The 25,853-nt window shown below is 42.5% G+C and carries 24 protein-coding genes and 1 tRNA gene; 8 read left to right on the forward strand and 17 right to left on the reverse strand.

Annotated elements, in window-relative coordinates; all coding sequences use genetic code 11:
* The first annotated feature begins 86 nt into the window (after positions 1-86).
* The gene (locus ACYX4O_RS17105; RefSeq protein ID WP_476352532.1) at positions 87-1,397 is read left to right on the forward strand and encodes an aspartate aminotransferase family protein; all 1,311 of its coding nucleotides are present in this window, start codon (positions 87-89) and stop codon (positions 1,395-1,397) included.
* 620 nt (positions 1,398-2,017) lie between these two features.
* Here the strand turns inward: ACYX4O_RS17105 and treR are convergent.
* From treR to treP, 3 genes are all read right to left on the reverse strand, one after another.
* Entirely contained in the window at positions 2,018-2,710 is a 693-nt protein-coding gene (treR, locus tag ACYX4O_RS17110) for a trehalose operon repressor (protein ID WP_476357184.1), read from the reverse strand.
* A gap of 32 nt (positions 2,711-2,742) precedes the next feature.
* Positions 2,743-4,413, reverse strand: coding sequence for an alpha,alpha-phosphotrehalase (gene treC, locus ACYX4O_RS17115; protein ID WP_476352534.1), 1,671 nt, complete (start codon positions 4,411-4,413; stop codon positions 2,743-2,745).
* A gap of 83 nt (positions 4,414-4,496) precedes the next feature.
* Positions 4,497-5,900 (reverse strand): PTS system trehalose-specific EIIBC component, encoded by a 1,404-nt coding sequence (gene treP / locus ACYX4O_RS17120; RefSeq protein WP_476352536.1) that lies wholly within the window; start codon positions 5,898-5,900, stop codon positions 4,497-4,499.
* A gap of 194 nt (positions 5,901-6,094) precedes the next feature.
* Here treP and ACYX4O_RS17125 point away from each other — a divergent pair, with 194 nt between their 5' ends.
* Together ACYX4O_RS17125 and ACYX4O_RS17130 are read left to right on the forward strand one after the other, a co-directional pair.
* Positions 6,095-6,466: a thiol-disulfide oxidoreductase DCC family protein gene (locus tag ACYX4O_RS17125; protein ID WP_476352538.1), complete on the forward strand. Its 372-nt coding sequence runs from the start codon at positions 6,095-6,097 to the stop codon at positions 6,464-6,466.
* Between the two features lie 753 nt (positions 6,467-7,219).
* Positions 7,220-7,657, forward strand: coding sequence for a hypothetical protein (locus tag ACYX4O_RS17130; RefSeq protein ID WP_476352540.1), 438 nt, complete (start codon positions 7,220-7,222; stop codon positions 7,655-7,657).
* 643 nt (positions 7,658-8,300) lie between these two features.
* Here ACYX4O_RS17130 and ACYX4O_RS17135 read toward each other — a convergent pair.
* Complete coding sequence (locus ACYX4O_RS17135) at positions 8,301-9,035, reverse strand: alpha/beta fold hydrolase (protein ID WP_476352542.1); 735 nt, start codon at positions 9,033-9,035, stop codon at positions 8,301-8,303.
* A 125-nt stretch (positions 9,036-9,160) separates the two neighbouring features.
* Here ACYX4O_RS17135 and ACYX4O_RS17140 point away from each other — a divergent pair, with 125 nt between their 5' ends.
* The 3 genes from ACYX4O_RS17140 (at position 9,161) to ACYX4O_RS17150 (ending at position 12,206) form a co-directional block, all read left to right on the forward strand.
* On the forward strand, positions 9,161-9,814 hold the full coding sequence (locus ACYX4O_RS17140) for a CPBP family intramembrane glutamic endopeptidase (protein WP_476352543.1): 654 nt from the start codon (positions 9,161-9,163) through the stop codon (positions 9,812-9,814).
* Between the two features lie 130 nt (positions 9,815-9,944).
* The gene (locus tag ACYX4O_RS17145; protein ID WP_476357186.1) at positions 9,945-10,955 is read left to right on the forward strand and encodes an oxidoreductase; all 1,011 of its coding nucleotides are present in this window, start codon (positions 9,945-9,947) and stop codon (positions 10,953-10,955) included.
* Positions 10,956-11,084: 129 nt separating this feature from the next.
* Positions 11,085-12,206, forward strand: coding sequence for an NADH-dependent flavin oxidoreductase (locus ACYX4O_RS17150; protein WP_476352544.1), 1,122 nt, complete (start codon positions 11,085-11,087; stop codon positions 12,204-12,206).
* 218 nt (positions 12,207-12,424) lie between these two features.
* Here the strand turns inward: ACYX4O_RS17150 and eno are convergent, their stop codons facing one another.
* The 10 genes from eno to ACYX4O_RS17200 form a co-directional block, all read right to left on the reverse strand.
* Positions 12,425-13,711: a phosphopyruvate hydratase gene (eno, locus tag ACYX4O_RS17155; protein WP_476352546.1), complete on the reverse strand. Its 1,287-nt coding sequence runs from the start codon at positions 13,709-13,711 to the stop codon at positions 12,425-12,427.
* Positions 13,712-13,728: 17 nt separating this feature from the next.
* A complete protein-coding gene (gene gpmI, locus ACYX4O_RS17160) occupies positions 13,729-15,276 on the reverse strand; it encodes a 2,3-bisphosphoglycerate-independent phosphoglycerate mutase (RefSeq protein ID WP_476352548.1) in 1,548 nt (515 codons plus the stop codon).
* Entirely contained in the window at positions 15,269-16,030 is a 762-nt protein-coding gene (tpiA, locus tag ACYX4O_RS17165) for a triose-phosphate isomerase (protein ID WP_476352550.1), read from the reverse strand. Before tpiA ends, gpmI begins: the two co-directional genes overlap by 8 nt.
* A gap of 16 nt (positions 16,031-16,046) precedes the next feature.
* The gene (locus ACYX4O_RS17170) at positions 16,047-17,231 is read right to left on the reverse strand and encodes a phosphoglycerate kinase (protein WP_476357188.1); all 1,185 of its coding nucleotides are present in this window, start codon (positions 17,229-17,231) and stop codon (positions 16,047-16,049) included.
* Positions 17,232-17,511: 280 nt separating this feature from the next.
* Positions 17,512-18,519 (reverse strand): type I glyceraldehyde-3-phosphate dehydrogenase, encoded by a 1,008-nt coding sequence (gap, locus tag ACYX4O_RS17175; protein ID WP_476352552.1) that lies wholly within the window; start codon positions 18,517-18,519, stop codon positions 17,512-17,514.
* 41 nt (positions 18,520-18,560) lie between these two features.
* Positions 18,561-19,589 (reverse strand): sugar-binding transcriptional regulator, encoded by a 1,029-nt coding sequence (locus ACYX4O_RS17180; protein WP_476352554.1) that lies wholly within the window; start codon positions 19,587-19,589, stop codon positions 18,561-18,563.
* Positions 19,590-19,738: 149 nt separating this feature from the next.
* On the reverse strand, positions 19,739-19,987 hold the full coding sequence (locus tag ACYX4O_RS17185; RefSeq protein ID WP_476352556.1) for a glutaredoxin family protein: 249 nt from the start codon (positions 19,985-19,987) through the stop codon (positions 19,739-19,741).
* Between the two features lie 6 nt (positions 19,988-19,993).
* The gene (rpoN, locus tag ACYX4O_RS17190; protein WP_476352558.1) at positions 19,994-21,268 is read right to left on the reverse strand and encodes an RNA polymerase factor sigma-54; all 1,275 of its coding nucleotides are present in this window, start codon (positions 21,266-21,268) and stop codon (positions 19,994-19,996) included.
* A 159-nt stretch (positions 21,269-21,427) separates the two neighbouring features.
* Complete coding sequence (locus tag ACYX4O_RS17195) at positions 21,428-21,574, reverse strand: hypothetical protein (RefSeq protein WP_188652185.1); 147 nt, start codon at positions 21,572-21,574, stop codon at positions 21,428-21,430.
* Positions 21,575-21,838: 264 nt separating this feature from the next.
* Positions 21,839-21,914, reverse strand: a tRNA-Arg gene (locus tag ACYX4O_RS17200).
* A gap of 119 nt (positions 21,915-22,033) precedes the next feature.
* On the opposite strand from ACYX4O_RS17200, the gene ACYX4O_RS17205 reads away from it, so the two are divergent.
* Both ACYX4O_RS17205 and clpP read left to right on the forward strand, forming a co-directional pair.
* Positions 22,034-22,444: a hypothetical protein gene (locus ACYX4O_RS17205; protein WP_476352561.1), complete on the forward strand. Its 411-nt coding sequence runs from the start codon at positions 22,034-22,036 to the stop codon at positions 22,442-22,444.
* A gap of 212 nt (positions 22,445-22,656) precedes the next feature.
* Complete coding sequence (gene clpP, locus ACYX4O_RS17210) at positions 22,657-23,244, forward strand: ATP-dependent Clp endopeptidase proteolytic subunit ClpP (RefSeq protein WP_036782288.1); 588 nt, start codon at positions 22,657-22,659, stop codon at positions 23,242-23,244.
* A gap of 45 nt (positions 23,245-23,289) precedes the next feature.
* On the opposite strand, the gene ACYX4O_RS17215 is transcribed toward clpP, so the two are convergent.
* The 3 genes from ACYX4O_RS17215 to ACYX4O_RS17225 form a co-directional block, all read right to left on the reverse strand.
* Positions 23,290-23,676: a UPF0715 family protein gene (locus ACYX4O_RS17215; protein ID WP_476352563.1), complete on the reverse strand. Its 387-nt coding sequence runs from the start codon at positions 23,674-23,676 to the stop codon at positions 23,290-23,292.
* 422 nt (positions 23,677-24,098) lie between these two features.
* On the reverse strand, positions 24,099-24,875 hold the full coding sequence (locus ACYX4O_RS17220; protein WP_476352565.1) for an ABC transporter permease: 777 nt from the start codon (positions 24,873-24,875) through the stop codon (positions 24,099-24,101).
* The gene (locus tag ACYX4O_RS17225; protein ID WP_476352567.1) at positions 24,872-25,825 is read right to left on the reverse strand and encodes an ABC transporter ATP-binding protein; all 954 of its coding nucleotides are present in this window, start codon (positions 25,823-25,825) and stop codon (positions 24,872-24,874) included. The genes ACYX4O_RS17220 and ACYX4O_RS17225 overlap by 4 nt, the downstream gene beginning before the upstream one ends.
* Between the last annotated feature and the right edge of the window lie 28 nt (positions 25,826-25,853).

Here is a 25,853-nt window from a genome sequence, read left to right on the forward strand (position 1 = left end):
ATTCATTTATGCATATTGTATATAAATTAATTATGGTGTATATTTATTAATACATTCAATCGAACGTAGTTACGGAGGGAACAAGAATGACATGGACACATCTACTCGAATCAATACACGACCGCCTAGCTCCAACAATGGCCAAAGACTTCCCGAATCTTCCTGTTAAAAAAGAAGAGGGCTGTTATTATTACGGCACGGATGGAAAAGAATATCTCGATTTCTCTTCTGGCATAGCTGTGACAAATGTAGGGCATCGACACCCTAAAGTCGTTCAGGCAATTAAAGATGGTGCGGATCACCTAACTCACGGGCCATCGGGCGTTATTATGTATGAACCACTCCTTACATTAGCGGATCGATTAGCTACAATCATGCCAGGAGACCTGGACTGCTTTTTCTTCTCTAATAGCGGAACAGAAGCTGTAGAAGGAGCACTAAAACTAGCCAAACATACAACAGAACGACCTTATGTCATTTCCTTCACCGGAGGATTTCACGGTAGAACACTTGGCTCATTAGGAGTGAGCACCTCAAAAAGTAAATACCGCAAATTCATGCAACCAAACGGGTTAACCTATCAAATTCCATACGCTAATCCGAAGGCTTGTCCTGATGGAGAAGACGTTGGTGATTTTTGCGTGAAACAACTAGAGAAAGATGTTCAAACCTTGTTTGAGCACCAGGTAACACCTGATGAAGTAGCTTGCATGATCTTAGAGCCTGTTTTAGGAGAGGGTGGATACATTATCCCTCCACAAGCATGGCTACAAAAAATTCGCGAAATCTGCGACCAACACGGCATTTTACTTATTTTCGATGAGGTTCAAACTGGATTTGGCAGAACGGGAGAATGGTTTGCAGCCGATACATTTGGTGTAACACCAGATATTATGGCTGTAGCAAAAGCAATGGCCTCAGGACTCCCATTAAGTGCCACAGTAGCCTCTAAGGAACTTATGAAAAAATGGCCGGTCGGATCCCACGCCACGACATACGGAGGAAATCCGATTGCCTGTAACGCTGCACTTGCTGTTCTAGACGTAATCCAAGAAGAAAAGTTGTTAGACAACACGAAAGAAGTCGGCACCTATGCATACGAACAACTCCAAACATTAGCCGCTAACCATGACGTTGTCGGAGACGTGCGCGGTGTTGGTCTCATGCTAGGTCTTGAAATTGTTAACCCTGTTACAGGAGAAGGAGACAGCGAAGGGCTGATGACCATCTTACAATCAGCCTTAGAAAAAGGAGCGCTCTTCTACTTCTGCGGCAACAAAACGGAAGTCATCCGGGTAATCCCACCACTTACTATGACAAAAGCTCAAATCGATGAAGGAATGGCCATATTAGACACAGCGCTTACTGAGTACGAAGCCTCCATCAGCGTATCCTAATCTACGATCACATGTCCATTGCCGACCAACCGGCACTACAGGACCACACCCCTGTGGGCCGGAAGCATCGACAAACCTCATATGGGTTATTTATGATGGTCTCATAGAAAACCACCGTTCAGCATCCTTTGCTGAACGGTGGTTTTTTCAAAGACTTTAGAGATTGTTTCCGTTATCCTGGATTGAGCGTCAGGTGGTTCTGGAAATCACTCGCTTTCCGCGGCGAGCTGGGGAGCCTCCTCAGTCGCTACGCTCTTTCCGGGGTCTCCCCTAGGCTCCTACTGCCGCAGGAGTCTCGCGATTTCCAGAACCACCTTTACTTTATCAGAGTAACGGAAACATGCCGAATGAGGACTAAATTGATCTCTCCAATACTTAAGCAGCGGGGCTGTTCGTACTAAACATGGCAAGGGGTGTCTTGGGAACGGGGAGACTCCTGCGGGAGAAAGAGGTCGACGAGACCCCGCAGGGCATGAACTTTGCCCGAGGAGGCTCGACAGCTCGCCCGCGGAAAGCGAGTCGTTCCCAAGACACCCCAACCACGAATCAAACATAACAGCCCCCCCTTAATCAACAAAAAACGAGTGTAACATCCGCGGATGTCACACTCGTTTTACTCGTTAACGACGGGCAAAGTCTACAAATCGAAACTTGTCTGGTCTGTGCCTTGATTCTGTGTACTGGAAAAGCGTTGCATCATCCAGATAAACGTAGTTTTTAATCACTACTACGTTAGTAAACCCTTCAAGGTCTAATAACGTGCGATCTTCAGCAGTTGGTTCTTCTACCGTAATCTCTTTCTTCGCAAAACTGATCGTTAGACCGACCTCTCCTTCGAGGTATGCATAGATGGAGTCTTCACAAATCTCTCGGGTTAATCGAGGAACACTTCCGTAATAAAGGTAGTCTTTATCCAAAATGATCCGCTCTCCGCTAAATTCTCGCGAACGACTTACATACCAAACCAGGGACTCTTCATCTAGCTGCATCGCTTCTTGAATATACAGTTCAGGATGAATGAGGGAAAGTTCATTCACATGAGTTTTGGTCGTCTCTCCCATAGCTTTGGAAACTTCCTTAAAACTAACAAGCCCTGAGACGGGGAAATTGAATTTATCAACATCTAAAACGACTGATCCTTTACCTCGAACTTTCTGAATAAATCCATTTTGCGATAAGAGATTCAACGCCTTCCTGATCGTCTCTCTCGAAGTCTGGAAGGTTTCTGCTAACTCATTTTCAGACGGCAGGGTCTGGCCTTCCTTATACACGTTCATCTTAATCGAATCTACAAGTTCTTCGTAAATGCCCATAAACTTATTCTGCTTCACATAGCACCACTCATTTATTTCGTTAAATGATACACTACGGACTCATAAGGACGTAACTTAATTGTACGGCTTATGTTCTGCGAATCCTCATAGTTAGAAAGAATACGTTCGCTACCGAATGCTTCAAGTTCAATGGATTCCGGCACGTTAAACGTCGTTTCATCCCCATAGAAATTATTCACAACAAGCAACTTCTCCCCTTCACCATGACGAGCATAAGCAAATACACGATTATCCTCATAGCTTAAGAGCTCGTAGTCTCCTGATGTAATGATATCATATTGCTTACGAAGCTCAATTAGCTTCTTATAATGATAGAACACAGAATTTTCATCATTAACAGCTGCTTCTGCATTAATGTCTTTGTAATTCTTTGCTACAGGAATCCATGGAGTGTCTGCTGTGAAACCAGCTTGCTCCCCGTCGTTCCACTGCATCGGTGTTCTGGAATTATCTCGCGACTTCTGAGCAAGAATAGCAAGAATTTCCGTCTCCGTTTTCCCTTGTTCCTTTAGAATTTCATACATATTAAGGGATTCAACATCGCGGTAGTCCTCAATCGTATCAAATTTTGGATTGGTCATGCCAAATTCTTCACCCTGATAAATATAAGGAGTGCCGCGCATCATATGAATCGTTGTGGCAAGCATTTTAGCAGATTCATTATGATAGACTGTATCGTTTCCAAAGCGAGATACAACACGAGGCTGATCGTGGTTACACCAGAACAATGCGTTCCAGCCTCCACCCTCTTGCATACCAACCTGCCAATCTGATAGAACTTTCTTCAATTCATTAAAGTCAAAATTCGCTACAGTCCACTTCTCCCCGTTTGGATAATCCACTTTCAGGTGGTGGAAACTAAATGTCATATCTAGTTCTTCGCGGTCTGGATGTGTGTATTTCACGCAATTATCAATTGTAGTAGAAGACATTTCGCCTACTGTCATCATTTCATATTTAGAAAATACTTCTTGATTCATTTCGTTCATAAATTCATGAACGCGTGGCCCATCTGTATAGAAGCGACGTCCATCCCCTTCATAATCATTTGGGAAGGCTTGATCTTTAGAAATGAGGTTAATCACATCTAAGCGGAAACCGTCGACCCCTTTTTGAAGCCAAAAATGCATCATATCATAAACGCTCTTTCGAACCGCTTCGTTTTCCCAGTTCAGATCCGCTTGTGTTACATCAAAAAGGTGCAGGTAATACTGCTCCGTATCGGCGTCGTATGCCCATGCGTTCCCACCGAACTTCGATTCCCAGTTTGTTGGCGCCTCACCTTCAACAGGGTCTTTCCAGAAGTAGTAGTCGCGGTAAGGGTTGTCTTTAGATTGCTTCGATTGCTGGAACCACTCATGTTCCGTTGACGTGTGATTGACAACGATGTCCATAATGATTTTAATACCACGATTGTGAGCTTCTTGTAAGAGACGCTCAAAATCTTGCATCGTTCCGTATTCTTCATGAATATTGAAATAATCGCTAATGTCATATCCGTTATCTTTTTGTGGAGAGGAATAAATAGGAGTTAGCCAAATGACATCAACACCTAGGGTATTCAAGTAGTCCAACTTTTCAATGATCCCTTGAATGTCTCCTGTTCCGTTTCCTGTCGTGTCGTTAAAGCTTTTTGGATATATTTGATAGACAACTGATTGTTTCCACCATGGCTGTGTCATGCGAGCACCTTCCTTATCTTTGATGTAATATCACTAGAAAGACCAATAGCAACCGGGTGTGGTCGGCTGCTAACAGGTCTTTTTTATACTTTTTTACGTTTTGCCAGTAAATACGTTACTACAAATGGAACGATGATGACAATCGCCATTCCAATAATAAATGAGAACCAGTCCTGATTTTGGATCGAAACAATCCCTGGTACGCCTCCAACTCCGATTGAGTTTGCTCGTACACTTTGGATTGTAATATACATACCTGCAAGTGCTGAGGAAACAAGTGCAGCGATAAACGGGAATTTGTAACGAAGGTTAACCCCGAACAGTGCAGGCTCTGTAATTCCTAACCAAGCTGAAACACCGGAAGATACGGATAGTCCTTTTAAGTTTTCGTCCTTCGAAGCTAACCATACGCCAAATGCCGCGGAACCTTGTGAAATATTGGATAGTGCAAGAATCGGCCATAAGAATGTAGATCCTGTGCTCCCAATCAATTGAACGTCTACTGCAAGGAACGTGTGGTGCATACCAGTTACAACGAGTAATGGGTAAAGCGCACCGTATAGCAGTCCACCAACTGCCGCAAACTGATCAAACGTCCAAACTAAACCGTCTGTCACAGTGTTACCTAGCGCGAACATAAGTGGTCCAATTGCGATAAATGTTAGGAACCCTGTTACGAGTAGGGCAACTGGTCCAACAATAAGCAACTGAATAGAATCTGGAATACGGTTACGCAAAAATACTTCTATCTTCGCTAGTACATAAGAAGCTAACAACACGGGAAGAACTTGTCCTTGATAACCAATCTTCTCTACTTCAAGACCGAATAAATTCCATGTTGGCACTCTTCCTTCTTTTACAGCGTTTCCGTAGTCCCAAGCATTTAAAAGCTCTGGGTGAACAAGCATTAAGCCTAGTACAATACCAAGCAGCGGGTTTCCGCCAAACTTCTTAACTGCAGACCAACCAATGAGACCTGGTAAAAATGCAAAGGCTGTGTTCGCAATTAAATTGATAATACCGGCGAGGTCCGCCCATTCTTGATGAACTTCTGTAAAACCTTGATTGTCATAGAAGATTCCTGGCTCAGTAAGAATATTGTTAATCCCCATTAGAAGACCAGCTGTAACAATCGCTGGCAAGATCGGAATAAAGATATCTGCTAGCGTTTTAATCGCTTTTTGAAGCGGATTCATTTTCTCAGAAGAAGCTTGTTTCACGTCATCTTTACTCGCTTCGCCAACGCCTAAACCAACCATTTCTTTATAAACCTTATCCACAGTCCCTTGTCCAACTACAACTTGGAATTGACCGTTTGTTGAGAACGATCCTTTAACCGCTTCCAATTTTTCTAATTCTTCCTGATTAACCTTGCTTTCGTCATACAAAGACAACCGTAAACGAGTCACGCAATGCGTAGCTGCTTGTATATTCTCTTCGCCACCTACGTGCTCAATAATTTGTTGAGCTTGCTTTTTTAAGTTCATAGTGATCCCCTCTCCCACTATAATGTGTTCATCTATAAAAACGCTTTCTTAATAACTTGTATATACATGATAGCGCATCCAACTAAATTTGTATATACATCTAATTATTTTCAGAATATTTTATTTATAGAAATAAATTATGTATGTTTACGATCAAGTGGCCAGGTGTAAAGTATGAGAAAGGAGATGATTGTATGAGGCATCTGGTATTTTATGATGCGCAATGTCCATTTTGTTATCATGTGAAGCTTGTGCTTAGAAAATTAGATTGGTTTAAAAAAGTAGAATGGGTATCCGTTCAGGAGGTTGATCAACATCCTGACCAGTATCCGTACTTACAATACCGTGATATTTATGATGAGATTCATATGCTGACCTCTTCAGGTAGTTTAAAAGAAGGCTATTATGCGATTCGCCGCTTACTTGCAGCTCTACCTTTAACTGTTCCCATTAGCCTACTTCTTTATATTCCATTCGCAGACCGTCTCGGCTCTCCACTCTATAAATGGTTTTCACGCCACCGCTACCAGTGGTTTGGTCAATATGACGAACCCCGTTATACTTAAAGTGGTTTACTTTTATGTCACTTAAGAAAAAAAGTTGGAGGGAGAGGAAGCTCATAATGTTCCTCTCCCTCCAACATTTTTCGCAATTATCATTCCAATTTTTTCTACATAAACAGAGGATCGTCCCGTTTTTTATCGAATATGTAAAAAGAATCCATAGAAATAGTTCAGGCCACACCGGCAAACTCGCAGGCAAAGGCTTTTATGAATATCCAAACCCTCGTTATCTAGAGAAAGATTTCTTAAAATAAGAGGATCAACAAGAGAGAAGCATCATGCTTCTCTCTTTTCTAATGCCTGGGCTCTGTTAAAGTTTGATGGTGTCTATAATTAAAGAACAGGTCAGGGTTGTGGAAACTCTAAGTTGAGATAATGTTTCCGTTTGCTTGAATTTAATGGTTTAACAAAAACATGCTAAATATGAGATCTTTGCAAACTGCACCACACAAAAGATGCCGGGGACGCTTGTACACACTAAAGCCAGGGGTGTCTGGGGAACGGGGAGACTCCTGCGGGAGAAAGAGGTCGACGAGACCCCGCAGGGTGCATTTCCCGAGGAGGCTTGACAGCTCGCCCGCGGAAAGCGAGTCGTTCCCCAGACACCCCAACCACTCAACAAACGCAGGCGTCCCCATCCACCAAAAATGTTTCAACTTCAAGTCTTGCATGAATGACGACAACCCCCGGTGGCACAATACTTTTATAGAATGTTATAATGACACGTATAACAATAAAAGAATACCTGGAGGCTTTATGCTTACATTTGAAGAAAAACTAGAGATTATAGAATCTTTCCCCGAATTAACAAGAAACAACGTATCCCTTGGACGCGTGAATTTCCACTATGAAGAAAGCGTAATGGACAAGAAAAACGTGGTCTATCACCTGCATCCTAACGGAAACGGCTTTGTATTCGGTTATTATATTGATGGCGTTGAGACCGATGACCGCGGTATGGTGAACATTCGCGACTTCTCCAAAGAAGACATCAAGGCAATTGTTCGCGATGCCATTGACTCCCTATCCCAACCTGATCAAGAAACGTGGATAAACGATGAAGGGCATACGTTAGCACTTGTCTTCGATTTTGATCTATGGAACATCTACGCCGGCGACATGCTAGACGGTACGTTCCCAACCTATGCAGCAGCAACAGACTACCTTGAACAAGAAGGTTTTGAGCGCAAATAAAAAGATATACAAAAGAAATGGTGCGTATACCGCTTAAAGTGGTACACGCACCTTTTTATTTTGCTCTCTTCATGTTTATCGTTGATTTTCATTTATTCCATATAAGCCCCTTATGTGGAAGACTCGAAGTTGAGAGAATGCCTCCGTTTTCCAAAATTGAGAATAGGGTGGTTCGGGAAATCACTCGCTTTCCGCGGCGAGCCGGGAAGCCTCCTCGTTCGCTTCGCTCTCTGTGGGGTCTCCCCTAGGCTCCTACTGCCGCAGGAGTCTCGCAATTTCCCGAACCACCTCTGCCATATATGAGGGAACGGAGGCATGCCACATATGAGAGGGTAGTTTGTTGAAGCCCCGCTACGCTCGAGCTAAGGGGACGTTATACGACTTCTGATAAGAGGTGTCTGGGGAACGGGGAGACTCCTGCGGGAGAAAGAGGTAGACGAGACCCCGCAGGGTGGGGTTCCCGAGGAGGCTCGACAGCTCGCCCGCGGAAAGCGAGTCGTTCCCCCAGACACCCCTACCACTCAATAAAAGTAACGTCCCGACTCACAATAAAGTGTCTCAGTTTCGAGTCTTCAACAATCCTACCCTAATCTTGAACAAGCTTGTTATAATGATTAACAACATTAAACTTTAACAGAGCCTTTTATTTAGAAAGCCATTCAGATATAAGTTCAGTTGTCTGATCAAGCTGCTGTTCCGGCGTAATCGTCGCCTTTTGGTCCCCTTCTTGAAAACCATAGCTTCCAAATTGACCATGATTCGCTCCGTCGAGTTCTATAAATTGATGATCACCAGGAGCATACGCCTTCCCCTCTTCGTACTTATCACGATTCATCACACCATCTTTCCCACCCGTGATCGATAAGAAAGACAAATTTGATTCACTTAGGTCGCCAACTTCATCGGGATAAGCAGCTAATAAGAAAACACCATCTAAGTCCTCTTCATGTTCTGCAGCGTACCTGGTGGCCATTGCACCACCTAACGAATGGCCACCAATAACGTAGGAGCGATTAGGATCTTTTTGAATGATTTCATTCGCTTTGTCCTGAGCTAGGACAGCCAAATTCAAAGGCATCTTAACTATATATGTAGTGTATCCCTCTTCAGCCAGTTGATGGGCTAGAGGCGCATAGCTCTTAGGCTCAACTAAACCTCCAGGATAGAAAAGGATCGTTTCTTGTTCCCCTTGATCTGGTATGAAGGAGATCCAGTCCTTCTTATCTTTAATCGAAATTTCTTCCGTTCCTGTCAGTGCTTGGAGAGCTCTTTCATTCGGTTCATAAGGCTGCAAATAGACATACCCCATAATCCCAATTGCCACTACTAAAACCCCAACAATCAGCAAAATCTTTTTCCACCACTTCCACTTTCTCATTGCTCCACCTACTCTGTGATGTTTTATATCTAGCTTATCACACAACTATTGCGTCCTTGTTAAACAAAACGCTATCGTTTAAAATAACATCAAAAGTGTAAAATGTAACTTTAGGAGGTGGTGTAATGAATCAAACTAAAGTGGTGGTGTTGCTCTCCTTCTTTGCCTGCCTATTCCTGTATGGGCTTGAACAAGGACTTGGTGTTCCTTACATTGTAAAAACTGCAGGTAAACTTGTGTTATTTATCGGAATCCCTCTAATCTTTTACAAGTTCTTTTATCCTCCTCGCTTAAAAAGGAGAAAAGAAACTTGGAAAGACCCATTACTGTTTGCCACAATATCTTTCTTTTCTATACTTATTGCTTACTGGCTGACTAAAGATAAAATCAGTTTCATTGAAATCAAGTCTTATCTCGAAATGGACCTTGGTATAACACCTGTAACCTTCTATGCTGTTGGAATCTACATTATACTCGGGAATTCATGGGTAGAGGAATGGTTCTTCCGTGGGTTTATTTTTCAAACCCTTTTATTTCATGGAAAGAAACGGCTTGGATATCTGTATTCTTCAGGTCTTTTTGCTTTGTACCATCTTGCGAGTATTCAAGGATGGTTCTCGCTCCCGCTTACCATCCTCGTCCTAATCGGGTTATTCGCTATCGGTTTGGTCTTCTGTTTTTTAACAGAAAAAGCGGGCACCTACAAAGGTTCGTGGATCGTCCACATGATAGCTGACTTTGCTATTATAATGGTTGCTTTACATGCCTTTGGGTGGTGAATGAGCTATAGATTTAGCGTAAAAATTCCATATTTGTTACTTAATAAAGTGTTGCTCTTCACCTTTTTCCCATCGATCCTTTTATGTGCTAGAGTATATAGGAAACCTACATACATTGGAGTCGATTATGATGAAACCTATAAAAACCGGATTAGTTGGATATGGGCTGTCGGGGCAAGTCTTCCATGCGCCATTCCTTCAATCATTGTCAGAATTTGAACTTACAGCCGTATCTACATCTAAACTGGAAAAAGCAGAACAAGACCTTGGACAAATTTCCATTACACCTTCTCCCGATGCCCTAATACAAGATAACGACATAGAGCTTATTGTCATTACAGCTCCTAATGAGTATCACTTTCCTATCGCGAAAGCAGCACTAGAAGCAGGAAAACACGTCGTTATTGAGAAACCTTTCGTCGTTCATAGCCAGGAAGGCAAAGAATTACTTCAAATTGCCGAAGCAAATAATCGAGTACTCAGCCCTTTTCATAACAGGCGTTGGGACAATGATTTTCTTACAGTAAAGAAATTGATTGAAAGCAATGCTCTTGGAGATGTGACTAGCTACGAAGCTCACTTTGACCGATATCGTCCTCATGTACGCGACCGATGGAGAGAAAAAGATGTACCTGGTGCTGGTATTTTGTACGATTTAGGTGCTCATCTAATTGATCAGGCTCTTCATCTATTCGGATCACCAGAACAAGTCCAAGGAATGGCTAAAGCTCAACGTGAAAGAGCAGAGGTGGATGATTACTTTCATCTAGTATTAGACTATAACCCTTTACAAGTCATCCTCCATTCTAGTTCTCTCGTAAGAGCAACAGGACCCAAATTTCAAGTCCACGGTACAAAAGGAAGCTTTATTAAATATGGGACAGATCCTCAAGAAAATCAGCTTAAAGAGGGAATGTTACCGAATCAGTTCGGGTGGGGTATTGATCCTGAAGAGAACTATGGGATAGTAACAAATGACGAACACCCTGATGGAATCCGTGTCCCAACAGAAAAAGGCAGCTATGAATCGTACTATGGGCAGTTAGCTGCAGCGATCCGGCACGAAAAGCAAGTCCCGGTAACAGGCCAAGAAGGACTAAACGTTATCCAAATTATTGAGGATATCTTGCATTCATCTTAGCTCTAGTATCTTTTTTACCGATTGCCAGATGCACTTTAAAAGACAACAGTTTTTGTTGCGTGATAAACTGATCATGTTCTTAAATTGAGATTCTCAAATAATAAGGAACATATCAAGGAGGCAAAAATCATGAGTGATCGTAAATATATGTTTGAATCCTATCCGTTACCATCAGGCGTAACATTGAAAAACCGTGTGCTATTAGCTCCAATGACAAACTTCTTATCAAATGATGATGGAAGTGTATCTGATAAAGAACTTGAATATTACAAACGCCGTTCAGGAGGCGTTGGTGCCGTCATTACGGCTTGTGCAAATGTGAACGAATACGGAAAAGGATTTGATGGGGAGATCGGTGCACACCGAGACGATTTAATCCCAAGTCTTCGTAAATTAGCCGATGCCATTCACGATAAAGGATCCAAAGCGATTCTACAAATCTTCCATGGTGGTCGTATGTGCCCTCCACACCTTATCCCAAATGAAGATGTGGTCAGTGCAAGTGCGGTAGCTGCTCTTCGTGAGAATTCACCAACTCCAAGAGAAATGACAGAAGAAGAAATCCAGCAAACGATTGCTGATTTCGGCTCAGCGACACGTCGCGCCATTGAAGCTGGTTTTGACGGAGTTGAAATTCACGGAGCGAACACGTATCTCTTACAACAATTCTTCTCTCCTCACTCCAACCGACGTGATGACCAGTGGGGCGGCTCAGTGGAAGACCGCATGAACTTCCCTCTTGCCGTTGTTGAATCTGTGAAGGCAGCTGTGGCTGAACATGCTAAGAGTGAGTTCGTAGTAGGATACCGTCTATCACCAGAAGAACGCGAAGAGCCAGGTATTACAATGGACGACACGCTACAACTTGTAGATGTGCTAGCTAAACAAGATCTAGATTACCTGCATATCTCACTTTCTAGCTTTAACCAAGGTTCTATGCGCGACGAGAACGATACACGTCCACGTATCGACTTAATTCAAGAACGTGTTGGCAGCATCATCCCTGTAATGGGTGTCGGCAGCCTTCATACTGCAGATGATGTAGAAGGAGCCCTTGCAAAAGTTCCAATGATTTCGCTAGGACGTGAAATGCTAATGGAACCAGATTGGGTAGAAAAAGTAGCTAGAGGTGAGGAAGACCAAATTCGTACTGCAATGAAATTGAATCAGCAAGAAGAACTAGCGATTCCAGAACCAATGTGGACAAACATCTTAAACGTACCAAACTGGTTCCCTAAAGAAGAAGAATAAATTCTATAACTCTTACACCAAAGAGCTGTCCCCATAAAGGAGACAGCTCTTTTTTTCAACATGCACTTTATTGCTACACAGTCATAAAGCGTGCCAGACACCCTTTATCTCTCTACAGCACTGCAGGGTGCCTGGCACGCTTTAGTCCTTTAGTGTGGTATATAGTGTTAAAAAGCCCCTTCATCCGGCCGAATGAAGGGGCTTTTGTTTAGAACCTATTATTTGTTTAGGTTGTAGAATGCTTTTTGACCAGCGTATACTGCTGTACCAGCTAGTACGTCTTCGATGCGTAGAAGTTGGTTGTACTTCGCTACGCGGTCTGTACGAGATGGAGCACCTGTTTTGATTTGACCAGCGTTTGTCGCAACAGCGATGTCAGCGATGGTAGAGTCTTCTGTTTCACCAGAGCGGTGAGAGATAACTGCTGTGTAACCAGCTTCTTTCGCCATTTCGATTGCTTGGAATGTCTCTGTAAGTGTACCGATTTGGTTCACTTTGATAAGGATTGAGTTTGCAATACCTTCAGAGATTCCGCGGCTTAGTTTGTTTGTGTTTGTAACGAATAGGTCGTCACCAACTAGTTGAACACGGTCGCCGATACGCTCTGTAAGAAGTTTCGTACCTTCCCAGTCGTTTTCATCTAGGCCGTCTTCAATAGAAATGATTGGGTATTTGTTAACAAGCTCTTCATACCAATCAACCATTTCTTCAGACGTACGAGTTACGCCTTCGCCTTTAAGGTTGTATTTGCCATCTTCGTAAATTTCAGAAGATGCAACGTCCATTGCAAGTTGAACTTCTTCGCCTGGCTTGTAACCAGCTTCTTCAATTGCTTCGATGATAGTAGATAGTGCTTCTTCGTTAGAACCTAAGTCAGGAGCAAATCCACCTTCATCACCTACACCAGTGTTGTAGCCTTTGTTCTTAAGAACTTTCTTAAGAGAGTGGAAGATTTCAGCGCCCATACGTAGAGCTTCTTTGAATGTTGGAGCGCCAACAGGCATAACCATGAACTCTTGAATGTCCACGTTGTTATCTGCGTGCTCACCACCGTTAAGGATGTTCATCATTGGTGTTGGAAGTTTCTTCGCGTTGAATCCGCCAAGGTATTGGTATAAAGGAATACCAAGGTAGTCAGCTGCAGCGCGAGCTACTGCCATAGATACACCAAGGATTGCATTCGCACCAAGGTTACCTTTGTTTTCAGTACCGTCAAGTTCGATCATTAATTCATCAATGATTACTTGGCGAGTTGCATCGAAACCAAGGATTTCTGGAGCGATTTTTTCGTTAACGTTTTGAACAGCTTGAGATACACCTTTACCAAGGTAGCGATCTTTATCACCGTCACGTAGTTCTACTGCTTCGTATTCACCAGTAGATGCACCACTTGGAACTAGTGCTGAACCGAAAGCACCTGATTCCGTATATACTTCTACTTCAACTGTTGGGTTACCACGGGAGTCTAAGACTTCGCGTGCGTATACGTCCGTAATATATGGCATGGTTATTTCTCTCCTTTTTATTGATCAGATTTTTTAATTAACGTTTCGCCTGTCATTTCTTTAGGCTGATCGACTTGTAATAAGTCTAATAACGTTGGGGATAAGTCACCTAAGATTCCGCCTTCACGAAGCTCAAGACCATCTTTCGTTACGATTACAGGTACATCGTTTGTCGTATGAGCTGTCATCGCTTTACCTTCAGAATTCGTTACTTCGTCAGCGTTTCCGTGGTCAGCTGTAATAATCGCATGTCCACCTTTTTCAGTGATCTTATCAATGATTTTACCTAAACATTCGTCCACTGTTTCAATCGCTTTAATAGTAGGCTCTAGCATACCACTGTGACCGACCATGTCAGGGTTTGCGAAGTTTAAGATAATCGCGTTGTGCTTATCTGCATCAAGCTCTTGTAGAAGAGCATCTGTTACTTCGTAAGCACTCATTTCAGGTTGTTCATCATACGTTGCCACTTTAGGAGAATCGATTAGGATTCGCTCTTCCCCTTCGAATTCTTCCTCACGGCCACCGCTCATGAAGAACGTAACGTGTGGATATTTTTCCGTCTCAGCAATGCGAAGCTGCTTCATATTGTTCTGTGCTAATACTTCCCCTACTGTGTTATCCAGGTTAACGGGAGTGTATGCAACGAAACCGTCGACTGTTTCGCTGAATTTCGTAAGCATGACAAAGTGAGTGTTCTTCGGTGCTTTGTCACCACGGTCAAACTCACGGAAGTCTTCGTTCGCGAAGGTACGTGAAATTTGGATGGCGCGGTCTGGACGGAAGTTATAGAAAATAATTGCATCTTCATCTTCAACAGTTGCACGAGGGTTACCCGCATCGTCTGTCATAACAGATGGAAGAACGAATTCGTCATAGATATCATTCGCGTAAGAATCATCTACTAACTCAATTGGGTCCTGGTAGGTTGGACCTTCGCCGTACACCATTGCGCGGTAGGCCTTCTCCACGCGGTCCCAGCGTTTGTCACGGTCCATGGAATAATAGCGGCCGGATAGAGTCGCGATCTCCCCGACACCTAGTTCATCCATTTTGTTCTGCAGGGCTTCAATATATTGTTTTGCAGATTTCTGGCCTACGTCACGTCCATCTAAGAATCCGTGCACATAGACTTTCTCTACTCCGCGGTTTTTCGCCATTTCAAGAAGGGCATATAAGTGCTCGATATGACTGTGAATTCCACCGTCAGACAGAAGTCCGAATAGGTGTAACGCTTTGTCATTTTCTTTAGCATGTTCCATAGCTTCGATGAAGCGCTCGTTCTCGAAGAAGTCGCCTTCACGAATGGACATATTTACACGAGTTAGGCTTTGGTAAACAACGCGACCTGCACCAATATTTAAGTGACCTACTTCAGAGTTCCCCATTTGACCTTCAGGAAGGCCAACCGCTTCACCTTTTGCTGTAAGCGTTGTATGTGGGTACTGTTCCCAAAGACGATCAAAGTTTGGTGTGTTCGCTTGTTTTACAGCGTTACCGTATTCCTCGTCACGCATGCCGTAACCATCTAAGATGATTAAAGCTGCTAGGTTTTGATTACTCATGTTTACCTGCCTCCACTAGAGATAAGAAAGAATCAGGTTGTAAGCTTGCGCCGCCTACTAGAGCACCATCAATATCAGACTGAGACATAAGCTCGTCAACGTTAGCTGGTTTTACGCTACCGCCGTATTGAATACGAATCGCTTCTGCTGGCTCACTGCCCGCAAATTCGTTAACGACTTTACGGATAGAAGCACACATTGCATTTGCATCTTCAGCTGTAGCTGTTTTACCAGTGCCGATCGCCCATATAGGCTCATAAGCAATGATGACATCTTTAACTTGTTCATTTGTTAGGTCTTTAAGAGCAGCTTTTACTTGTGTCTCTACTACAGATTCAGCTTCACCGTTTTCACGTTGCTCATCTGTTTCACCTACACAAACAATTGGTACTAGGTTGTGTTTGAATGCAGCGTGTGTCTTTTTGTTTACTGTTTCGTCTGTTTCAGCAAACATTTCACGACGCTCAGAGTGACCAAGAACAACGTACGTTACGCCAAGGTCTTTAAGCATTTCAGGGCTAACTTCGCCTGTGAATGCTCCATTACTTTCAAAGTGCATGTTCTGCGCACCAATTTTAAGATCTGTACCTTCTGCTTGTTGAACAAGAGTTGGAAGATAAGGGAAAGGTGCTACAACAACAGATTCAACTTGATCGTAAGAAGGTATTTGACCTTTTACATCGTCAACAAACTGTGTAGCCTCGCCCATTAGCTTGTTCATTTTCCAGTTACCTGCAATGACTTGTTTACGCATACTGTCACCTCACCTATTATTTATCGTTTAATGCTACTACGCCTGGAAGATCTTTACCTTCCATAAACTCTAATGATGCTCCGCCACCTGTAGAGATGTGGTCCATTTGATCTGCATAACCGAACTTCTCAACAGCAGCTGCAGAGTCACCGCCACCGATTACAGAATAACCTTCTGTTTGTCCAAGAGCTTCTGCAACGCCTTTTGTACCATTAGCGAATGTTTCAAGCTCGAAGACACCCATTGGGCCGTTCCAAATCACTAGCTTAGAGTTCTTCACGATATCAGAATATAGTTCAATCGTTTTTGGACCGATGTCCATTGCTTCCCAATCAGCTGGGATGCTATCGATAGTAACCACTTGTGTGTTTGCATCGTTAGAGAAGTCGTCGCCAACGATTACATCTTGTGGCATATAGAAATTAACGCCTTTTTCTTTCGCTTTTTCCATATATTGCTTAGCAAGATCGATCTTATCTTCTTCAAGAAGAGATTGACCAATTTCGTAGCCTTGTGCTTTCACGAAGGTGTAAGCAAGACCGCCGCCGATAATTAAATTATCAACTTTGTCAATCAGGTGATCGATAACGCCAATTTTGTCCTTAACTTTTGCACCACCGATAATAGCAGTGAAAGGACGCTCAGGGTCTTTTAACGCATTACCAAGGACACGTAGTTCTTTTTCCATTAAGAAGCCAGCTACTGCTGGAAGGTGTTGAGCAATCCCTTCAGTTGAAGCGTGCGCACGGTGAGCTGCACCGAAAGCATCATTCACATAAAGGTCTGCTAAATTAGCGAATTCCTTCGCAAGTTCTGCGTCGTTCTTTTCCTCACCCGGATAGAAACGAACATTTTCAAGAAGAAGTACATCGCTGTTTTCCATTTCAGAAATGGCTTTGTCCACTTCACTTCCGTAAGCTTCATCCGTTTTCGTAACGGTTTGACCAAGTAAGTCACTTAGACGTTTCGCTACTGGATCAAGGCGAAGTTCATCAACGGCTTCCCCTTTAGGACGACCAAGGTGGCTTGCTAAGATTACTTTTGCACCTTGCTCAATTAAATGTTGGATTGTTGGTAACGCTGCACGGATGCGCGTGTCGTCAGTTACTTCACCATCTTGCATAGGTACGTTGAAATCAACGCGGCAGAATACTTTCTGGCCTTTTACTTCTACATCTTGGATGGTTTTTTTCTCATTCACGTTCACGGGATGAGGACCTCCTTTAAATTTTTCCTTGGAATGTGTCTAGCTCCCCTGTATGTACGTTTCCTTATTTTTAAGAAGACAAACGTGTTACAAGGGTTTGATTGGAATTCATAAAAAGAGTCAAATGGTAATAAAGTGGTGGGCTTCCATTCTTTTCATGCTTCTATCAAACAAACATCGCAAAGGAGGAGGTTGCTCTCCTCCTGCTCTTTGCGATGGACACTCATAATTTATACGGTTAACAGGAGTTGTTTTCCTGCTTATTTACGAAAACTTAAAGTCCTTTTTTCGCAAGGTATACAGCTAAGTCTACACAACGGTGAGAATAGCCGCTCTCGTTATCGTACCAAGAAACAACTTTAACCATGTTATTCTCGATACTTAGAGTTGAAGCTGCATCAATTGTAGATGAAGCTGCGTTACCGTTGTAGTCGCTAGAAACTAGCTCTTCTTCACTGTAACCAAGAATACCTTTAAGTTCACCTTCAGCTGCTTCTTTAAGCGCTTGGTTTACTTCTTCTGCTGTAGCATCTGTGTCTAGCTCAGCTACAAGGTCAACTAGAGATACGTTAGGTGTAGGAACACGCATAGCCATACCAGTTAGTTTACCTTCCATTTCAGGCATTACTTTAGCAACTGCTTGTGCAGCACCTGTAGTTGTTGGGATGATGTTCTGTCCAGCTGCACGCGCGCGACGGTAGTCCTTGTGTGGAAGGTCAAGGATTTGTTGGTCGTTCGTGTAAGAGTGGATTGTAGTCATCATACCGCGCTTAAGACCGAATTTGTCGTTAAGAACTTTAGCGTATGGTGCTAAGCAGTTTGTCGTACAAGATGCGTTAGAGATTACGTGGTGGCTAGCTGGGTCGTAAGAATCTTCGTTAACACCCATAACTACTGTAAGGTCTTCGCCTTTAGCAGGTGCAGAGATGATAACTTTTTTCGCGCCAGCATCGATGTGTTTTTTAGCATCGTCACGCTGAGTGAAGCGACCAGTAGATTCGATTACGATATCTACACCAAGATCTCCCCAACCAAGGTTAGCAGGGTCACGTTCAGAAAGAACTGTGATCTCTTTACCACCGATTACAAGGTTAGATCCGTTAACTGTTACTTTTTCATCAAGTTGACCGTGTACAGAGTCATACTGAAGAAGGTGAGCAAGCATGTTAGCGTCCGTTAAGTCGTTAATCGCTACTACTTCTACCTCGTCGTTTTTAAGAGACGCGCGGAATACGTTACGTCCGATACGTCCGAAACCGTTAATACCAATTCTGATTGCCATGAAAAATTCCTCCTTAAGGTATATAGGTGTTTATTTTCTATCTAAAGGGAAGATCCCTTTATTAGCTCTTTTGCTGCACTCTCATCGGTAATGAGTACATTGGATTGCCCCAGGTTAAAATATGAAGAAATTGCCTTAGCTTTGGATTTTCCACCTGCGACAGCAATAACACAATTAGTATGTTGTAAATCTTCTAATTGAATTCCTACTGTTCGCACTTTGTGAACAATACTGCCTTCTTCATTAAAATAATAACCAAAAGCCTCCCCTACAGCCTTACCCTCTTGAATGGTGTCTATAACTTCTTGTGGAGTTTTTCGTCGTTCTGCCATTGTAGTGGCATCACCAATACCATGAACAACAACACCAGCTCCACGAATGATTTTTAGCACCTCTTTAATAGAAGGTTCTTCGATAATGGTCTGATAGGATTCTTCACTAAGCGGATCTGGTACATAGAGAAGTCGATACGTTCCATTTGCTTTCTTCGCCATTTCAGCGCAAATGGTGTTTGCTTGATTCTCCATTTGTTCGCCAAGTCCACCGCGGGCCGGGACAAATAAGCAGTTTCCTGCTTGTTCAAGTGGGGTCATCATTTCAGCCACAGCTGCAATGGTCCCTCCACCGGTTACAGCCACTGTGTCATCACTACGAAGGATTCCCTTCATATAGCGAACACAGGCCTTACCCATTTCTTGTTTCACCCATGAGAGTTCATCGCTATCCCCAGGTACGATGACTACGTGATCAAGTTGTAAACGTTGCTTCACTTGTTGCTCCAAATCTTTAAAACCTCTTAATTCATTCATAAAGGCCTCTAACTGAACGATTACATTCTTACCAGTATTCGTTACATGCATCCCTTTTGTCGTCACTTCAATTAATCCTTGTTCATGTAAAAGATCAATTTCTGTTCTAACGGTACGTTCTGCAATGTTCAAATGATCAGCAAGACTTCTACGACCAATGGGCTCCATTAGCTGAATCAATGTTAAGGTTTCATATCTTCGTTGCATAATTGATAGCAAATCGGGGAATAGTTTACTCTGTAAGTCAATTAATGCCCTCATGGAAAAGCTCCTTTGCTGTATGTAAGCTGCAGCGGGAGCTTTTTCGTCCCGCCTTGACGTATTCTGTCCCGCTCGGGCCAAAAAAATACCTCAACGGCTAGCTTACATTTATATTGTATCAGTCCCCATAACCCCTTGCAACAGACATACTAGCCCTTTTTCTTTTGTAAACGGTTACTTAAAGAAAAAAGATCGATTTTCCCATAATCGAACTCTTCGCCGTCCATTTCTACTACCGGGATCATGAGACCATATCGTTCAATTAACTCATCTTCTTCGTATATATCTTTTTCCCGAATAACAAACTCATAATCATATGAAAGCGTCTCAATCAATTCTTTAGCTTCTTGGCATAAAGGACAATCCTTCTTCGTATACAGTACAATTTCTGTTGCCATATGCAGCTACCCCCTTTTCCTTCTTTTCGTTGATGATGGTATGTATAGGGCTTCCCGATATTTTGCCACGGTTCTCCTTGAAATGTAAATACCAAATTGGTCATGCAATAACTGACTTAACTTTTGATCTGAGTAGGGCTTTTGCTTATTTTCAGTATGTATCGTTTCCTTTAACAAATGCTTGATTGCTTCAGCGGATGTTTCTTGACCATTCCTCGTTTTCAAGCCTTGTTGAAAGAAGTCTTTAAGGGGAATAATTCCTCTTGGAGATTGAACATACTTATGGCGCACTGCACGGCTTATGGTTGAGACGTGAACACCAGTCGCTGCAGCAACCTCTCTCATTCTGAGGGATTGTTTTTGGTGAGCGCCTTCTTCGAAAAAAGGCACTTGTCGTTTAACGATTTCTTCCATAATCGCTTTCATATTTTGTTTCCGTTGTTCGATTGCCATTTGGAGCCATATTGCGTGTTGGTACTTTTCCTCTAAATACGCGGATGCTTCTTGATGCTGATGAGACAAAGCATACATATCTTCATCCACGACAATCTTTGGTGTATTCCATGGAGAAAGCTTCACAATCCAGTCTCCATTCTTCTTAAACACTTCCGCATCCGGAACAATATAGTTCTCTTGCACAGACGAATACTGAATGCCAGGTCTTGGATGACACGTTTGAATTGTATCAATCGCAAGCTTTGCATCTTCTGATGTAATGTTGTATTCCTCTTGAATGGATTTAATATCTTGTTCAGCAACCCAATTTATATGATCATAAACAAGTTGTGTCATATACATAGGATGTTCTTCGCGCTTCAATTGAATAGCAATACACTCCTGCAAAGATCTCGCGCCAACACCAGCAGGATGTAGGGATTGAATATAGGATAACGCCTCTTGTGTTTCTGCTAACGATGCACCACAAACTTCACTCCATTCTTCAATCGTTGTATCCAAATAACCATGGTCATTTAAAGAATCAACTCCATACTGAACTAAATCACGTAGAGATGAAGGGATTCTACTCTCAACTAGCTGCTCTTGTAAATGGTCACGGAAGGACTTCTCTTTAGATGATTGATCGGATTGAGCCGCCTCAGCTTGCCCTCCCTTTGGAAGAGCCGAAGATACACTCAACTCTATAAGAGGATTAACTTCTGCTTGATCTTGAATAAAGCGAATCAAATCTTGCCCGTTGTAGGCCAACATCTCAATCGCTTGACTTAACCTCTGCGTCATCCTCCACGTTAACCGCTGCTCCTGACTTAACTGATGCTTCAACCAGACCCTCTCCTCAGAAAACGTTTACAAACTATTATAACAAACTTCATTTAATAGAAGGAAGTCAGGAAGAGGATATCCGTAAGAAACAATCTTACATAACCACACAAAAAAAGAGCTTAACATTGCTCAGCAACGTTAAGACTCTTTAAAACAAAACTATTTCTCTTCTTCCTTTTCATCTGGATCTTCTTCTAAATTATGTTTCGCTTCATCTTCAGCGATAATCTTCTTCCGTTTGCGATCTAACATATCTTCCTTCTGCTCAGGTGTTAAGTGACGTCCTTGATCAAATCGATTGAACATAATCTTTTCCACCTTCCTGTGTTGCTAGATTGGTTTACAGTAATCTATTTCCTTTAAAAGGAATAAACTAAACCTCGCAGTGAGGGAGGAGGCTCGACAGCTCGCCCGCGGAAAGCGAGTCGTTCCCCAGACACCCCTTCCCCCAACAAACTTAAGGCCCCACCTCCATCCAAGATCTCTCAGCTTCAAGTCCTCCCTATAAGGGGCTAACACTAAAGAAATTAAAAACGCCTTACCCAATTAGGGTAAGGCGTTTTATATGAGCGCGCTCGAGAGGATTCGAACCCCCGACAGACGTAGGACCGGAACCTACCGCTCTATCCTGCTGAGCTACGAGCGCATGCTAGTTATAATAAGGACAACTTCCATTATACGGTTCAACTTATTAGAATTCAAGACCCATTTCATTGAGTATGAGCACTCGTGCTTTTGGAAATGCTAGCTTCGAGGTGATGCTCTGTGACTATAGCTGTTGGCGTTTGGGTATGCTTAATCTTTTCATTCATTATTATTGGTGGGCTTGGACTGTTTCGAAATCCGATCCCAAGCTTACACCAAGATTCCAATGAACCCCCATCTCACTCACCAGGGCTTCGTAAGACCTATTATTCTCTTAGGTGTTACGGGTTCCTCCCTTACACACATGTAAAAGTTGGGCGGGTTAAGATCGATCTTGCTTTGTTAGATATTAAAGTAGCTATCCTTTTTTACAAGCCAGAAGATTTGTTGCACCCTGTGAAGAAGCGACGCTTAAAGAGAAAATCCAAATTTTTAATTCGAAATGGCTGGAATGTTTGGGAGGTAAGAGAGAAGGATTTGTCGAAGAATATTCATCAGGCAATCTGGCAAATTAGAGCACTTAGAAAATAACATTTTCAAAACGTTTAGCTTTCATGAAATGGGGAAAAATTGATTGTATGTGCAACCGGATCTTCATATACATATAAGGAAAGAAAGGTCTTCTACATAGTTAGTAAGAAAACATCAATCCTTTTGTTTGACCTTTTTTGACCTTGCGTGTATGATAAAATTAATTCGGTACTTACTTAGTGTTAGAACACGATTTAAAGGAGGAGAATTTCATGAATTTAATCCCTACAGTTATTGAACAAACAAACCGCGGTGAACGTGCGTATGACATTTATTCACGTCTTCTGAAAGACCGCATTATTATGCTTGGGAGCGCTATTGATGATAACGTAGCAAACTCAATCGTAGCACAAATGCTATTCCTTCAGGCAGAAGATCCAGAGAAGGATATCTCTTTATACATCAACTCTCCAGGTGGTTCCATTACAGCTGGTATGGCGATTTATGACACGATGCAGTTCATTAAGCCAAATGTAGCAACAATCTGTACAGGTATGGCAGCATCTATGGGTGCTTTCCTTCTAGCTGCTGGTGAGCCAGGCAAACGTTCTGCTCTTCCAAACAGTGAAGTTATGATTCACCAACCACTTGGCGGAACTCAAGGTCAAGCATCTGACATTGAAATCCACGCAAAACGCATCATCAAAATGCGCGAGAAACTAAACCAAATCCTTTCTGAGCGCACAGGTCAAGATCTATCTGTAATTGAACGCGACACGGACCGTGACAACTTCATGACAGCTCAAGAAGCAAAAGAATACGGCCTGATCGACAACGTTTTCGAACGTAGCCAGGGTTAATACAACTATTTAAAAACCGCTCTGATCAGAATCAGAGCGGTTTTTTTATGCAAAAACTTTAACTTTCGCAGAATCCCATAGCCAAATAAATAGTGCCGTACTTACAACATATACGTACCACGAAGGAGTAACAAATGGCGATTGATACTCATTCAACACAGGGTTCACCAAGAAGTGAATGATAAATGAGCCTCCCAAAAAAGCAACAAAGTATTTCAAGCTATAATTCCGATCCCCGATCTTCCTTTGCAAATAGATAAGAATAGGAAGTGCAAATATAAAATAAAGAGCAAAGAAAACAGCAAAGACTAAAAATATAGCAAAGATCAACCCTTTTGAAACATCAGCCATAAAACTGAGCTCAACGATCATATAAAAGAATGTCATCGACACCGCCGCAAGCGTAATAATCACCAGGTTCCGCTTATTCATCCAATCACCTCTTTGACTTCACTCACTCAATTTCCCCCTCAACACCAGATAAAAACACTCCTTTTCTTTCCTAATTCAAGCAAGAGGCATTTAGGTAAGGGGGTGTCCGTTACCTCATGAAGCCTGCCCTGATATTAAATGGTAGTACGGACTGCTAGAGTAGTGTAAGTGCCCCCTTTGCATGCTATACATGGCACGTTTCCGTCTCCTCCAATTCGGTAAAGGTGGGCCTGGAAATTGCGAGACTCCTGCGGGAGAGAGAGCTAGACGAGATCCCGCAGAGAGCGTAGCGAACGAGGAAGCTCGACAGCTCGCCCGCGGAAAGCGAGTGATTTACAGGCCCACCTTTCGCTCCATCAAAGCTGACGGAAACGTCACTCCATAAAGGTAAAAGCTGGCAACATAGCCAGCTTTTTTATTAATTAATAATGACCCAACAACCCTTTATTCATCGCCAAGCGTTCACAACTTCGATAAACGATGACGCCAACAATGGCGTAAAACACCCCATTCCCAACTAACCAGGAGTAATCGACCCACGTAAAGTCTCCAAGGGTATAGCCATGAATCATAACGTGCCGCATCATATCGACCCCTTTTACAAAAGGAGCAAAAACGAGGTAAGGGGCGACAGAGAGCGGGACAAATGCAAATGCCATAAGAATAAATTGCAAGATTTGCAAAAACGCATCGACTTGTTTAAAGATGACGGATATACCAGCAATAATAAAGCTAACGCCAATCATACTAATAATGGTCAGCAAGAGAATAGGGATAATGGCTCCTATGTTCAAATGCAACCACTCTCCTGTCGTTAGCATTGAAGAAAAAATAAGTACAATCATAATACCGAGATGAATGGCTACCATCCCAAATACACGAGCTAAAAGAATCCGCCATGCCGAAACAGGTGACATATACAACTGTTCCAACGTTCCTCGCATGGCTTCCATTGTAATGGCTCCCCCAGTCGATTGGAGCGTCATCATTGCAAAGTACCAAAATACATAGTTCACGATAATGTACTGCGTATTTGAAGAAGCTTCAGCCGGATCGCCAACTACTTGAATTCCAAAGAATAGAGCTAGAAAGATGATATAAAATGTAGCTAATAAGCTTAACGTATTGGGTAAGTAACGCTTCATTTCTATAAATTCTTTCTTAGTGTTCACTCGTAAGACTTGTAGAAAGGCACTCATGATACAGCCTCCTCTTTGACAAGTCTTCTGAAGACTTGCTCAAAATTTACTTGAGTACGATTAATTGTTTCAATTCCTGTTTGGTTAAGACTGAGTATATTCATTATTCGATAGATCGCTTCTTCATGTTCTAGGCTAACTTCTAAGGTGAGGTCTTGGAGATTAAAGATTGGGAACTGATGGTGGAGTTTGGTGAGTTGTTCTTCGGTGAGCGTTTCTTTTAATTGAATCTCATAGGCGCTTGTTTCAAATAACTTTAAGAGGTGCTGTACATTTTCATCCGCAATAACCCTTCCGCTATTTATAATGACTGTTCGTTTACAAAGGTCTTGCACAACGGCCATATCATGTGTACTAATGATAATCGTTTTTCCTTCTTGCTCTGCAATGTGCTTTAGCAATGAACGAACTTCGTAACTCGTTTCTACATCTAAGCCAAGAGTGGGCTCATCTAGTAGAATCACATCTGTATCCGCCATTAAGGCAACTGCTATAGCCAGCTTTTGCTGCATACCACGAGATAGATTATTGACAATCTCACTGCGCTTATCTTCTAAGCGAAAAAGCTCAAGGAGTTGGTCAATTCGCTTTTTGGATTCTTTTTTTCGCATACCACGATTACCTGAAAAATATTCAAGATTCTCTTCTACAGATAAACGCCAATACACATTTCGGTTTCCTTCTAATACCGCACTAATGTGACGTAAAGCCTTGTTGCGCTCTTTCACGCTGTCATACCCGTTAATTTTAATTGACCCTTGATCAGGAACGAGTAATCCACAAATACTTTTAATCGTAGTTGTTTTACCTGCTCCATTTGGTCCAAGCAGCCCTACAATTTCCCCCTTACGAACCGAGAAAGAAATATCATCCACAGCTATAAACTCTTCTTTGGATTTCCGTTTTTTATATCCTTTTCGAATACCTTCTACTTCAATGATCGTTTCCATATAATCCTCCCTTTTCCCTTATCTATAA

Source organism: Pontibacillus sp. ABV4_188 (assembly GCF_056311905.1).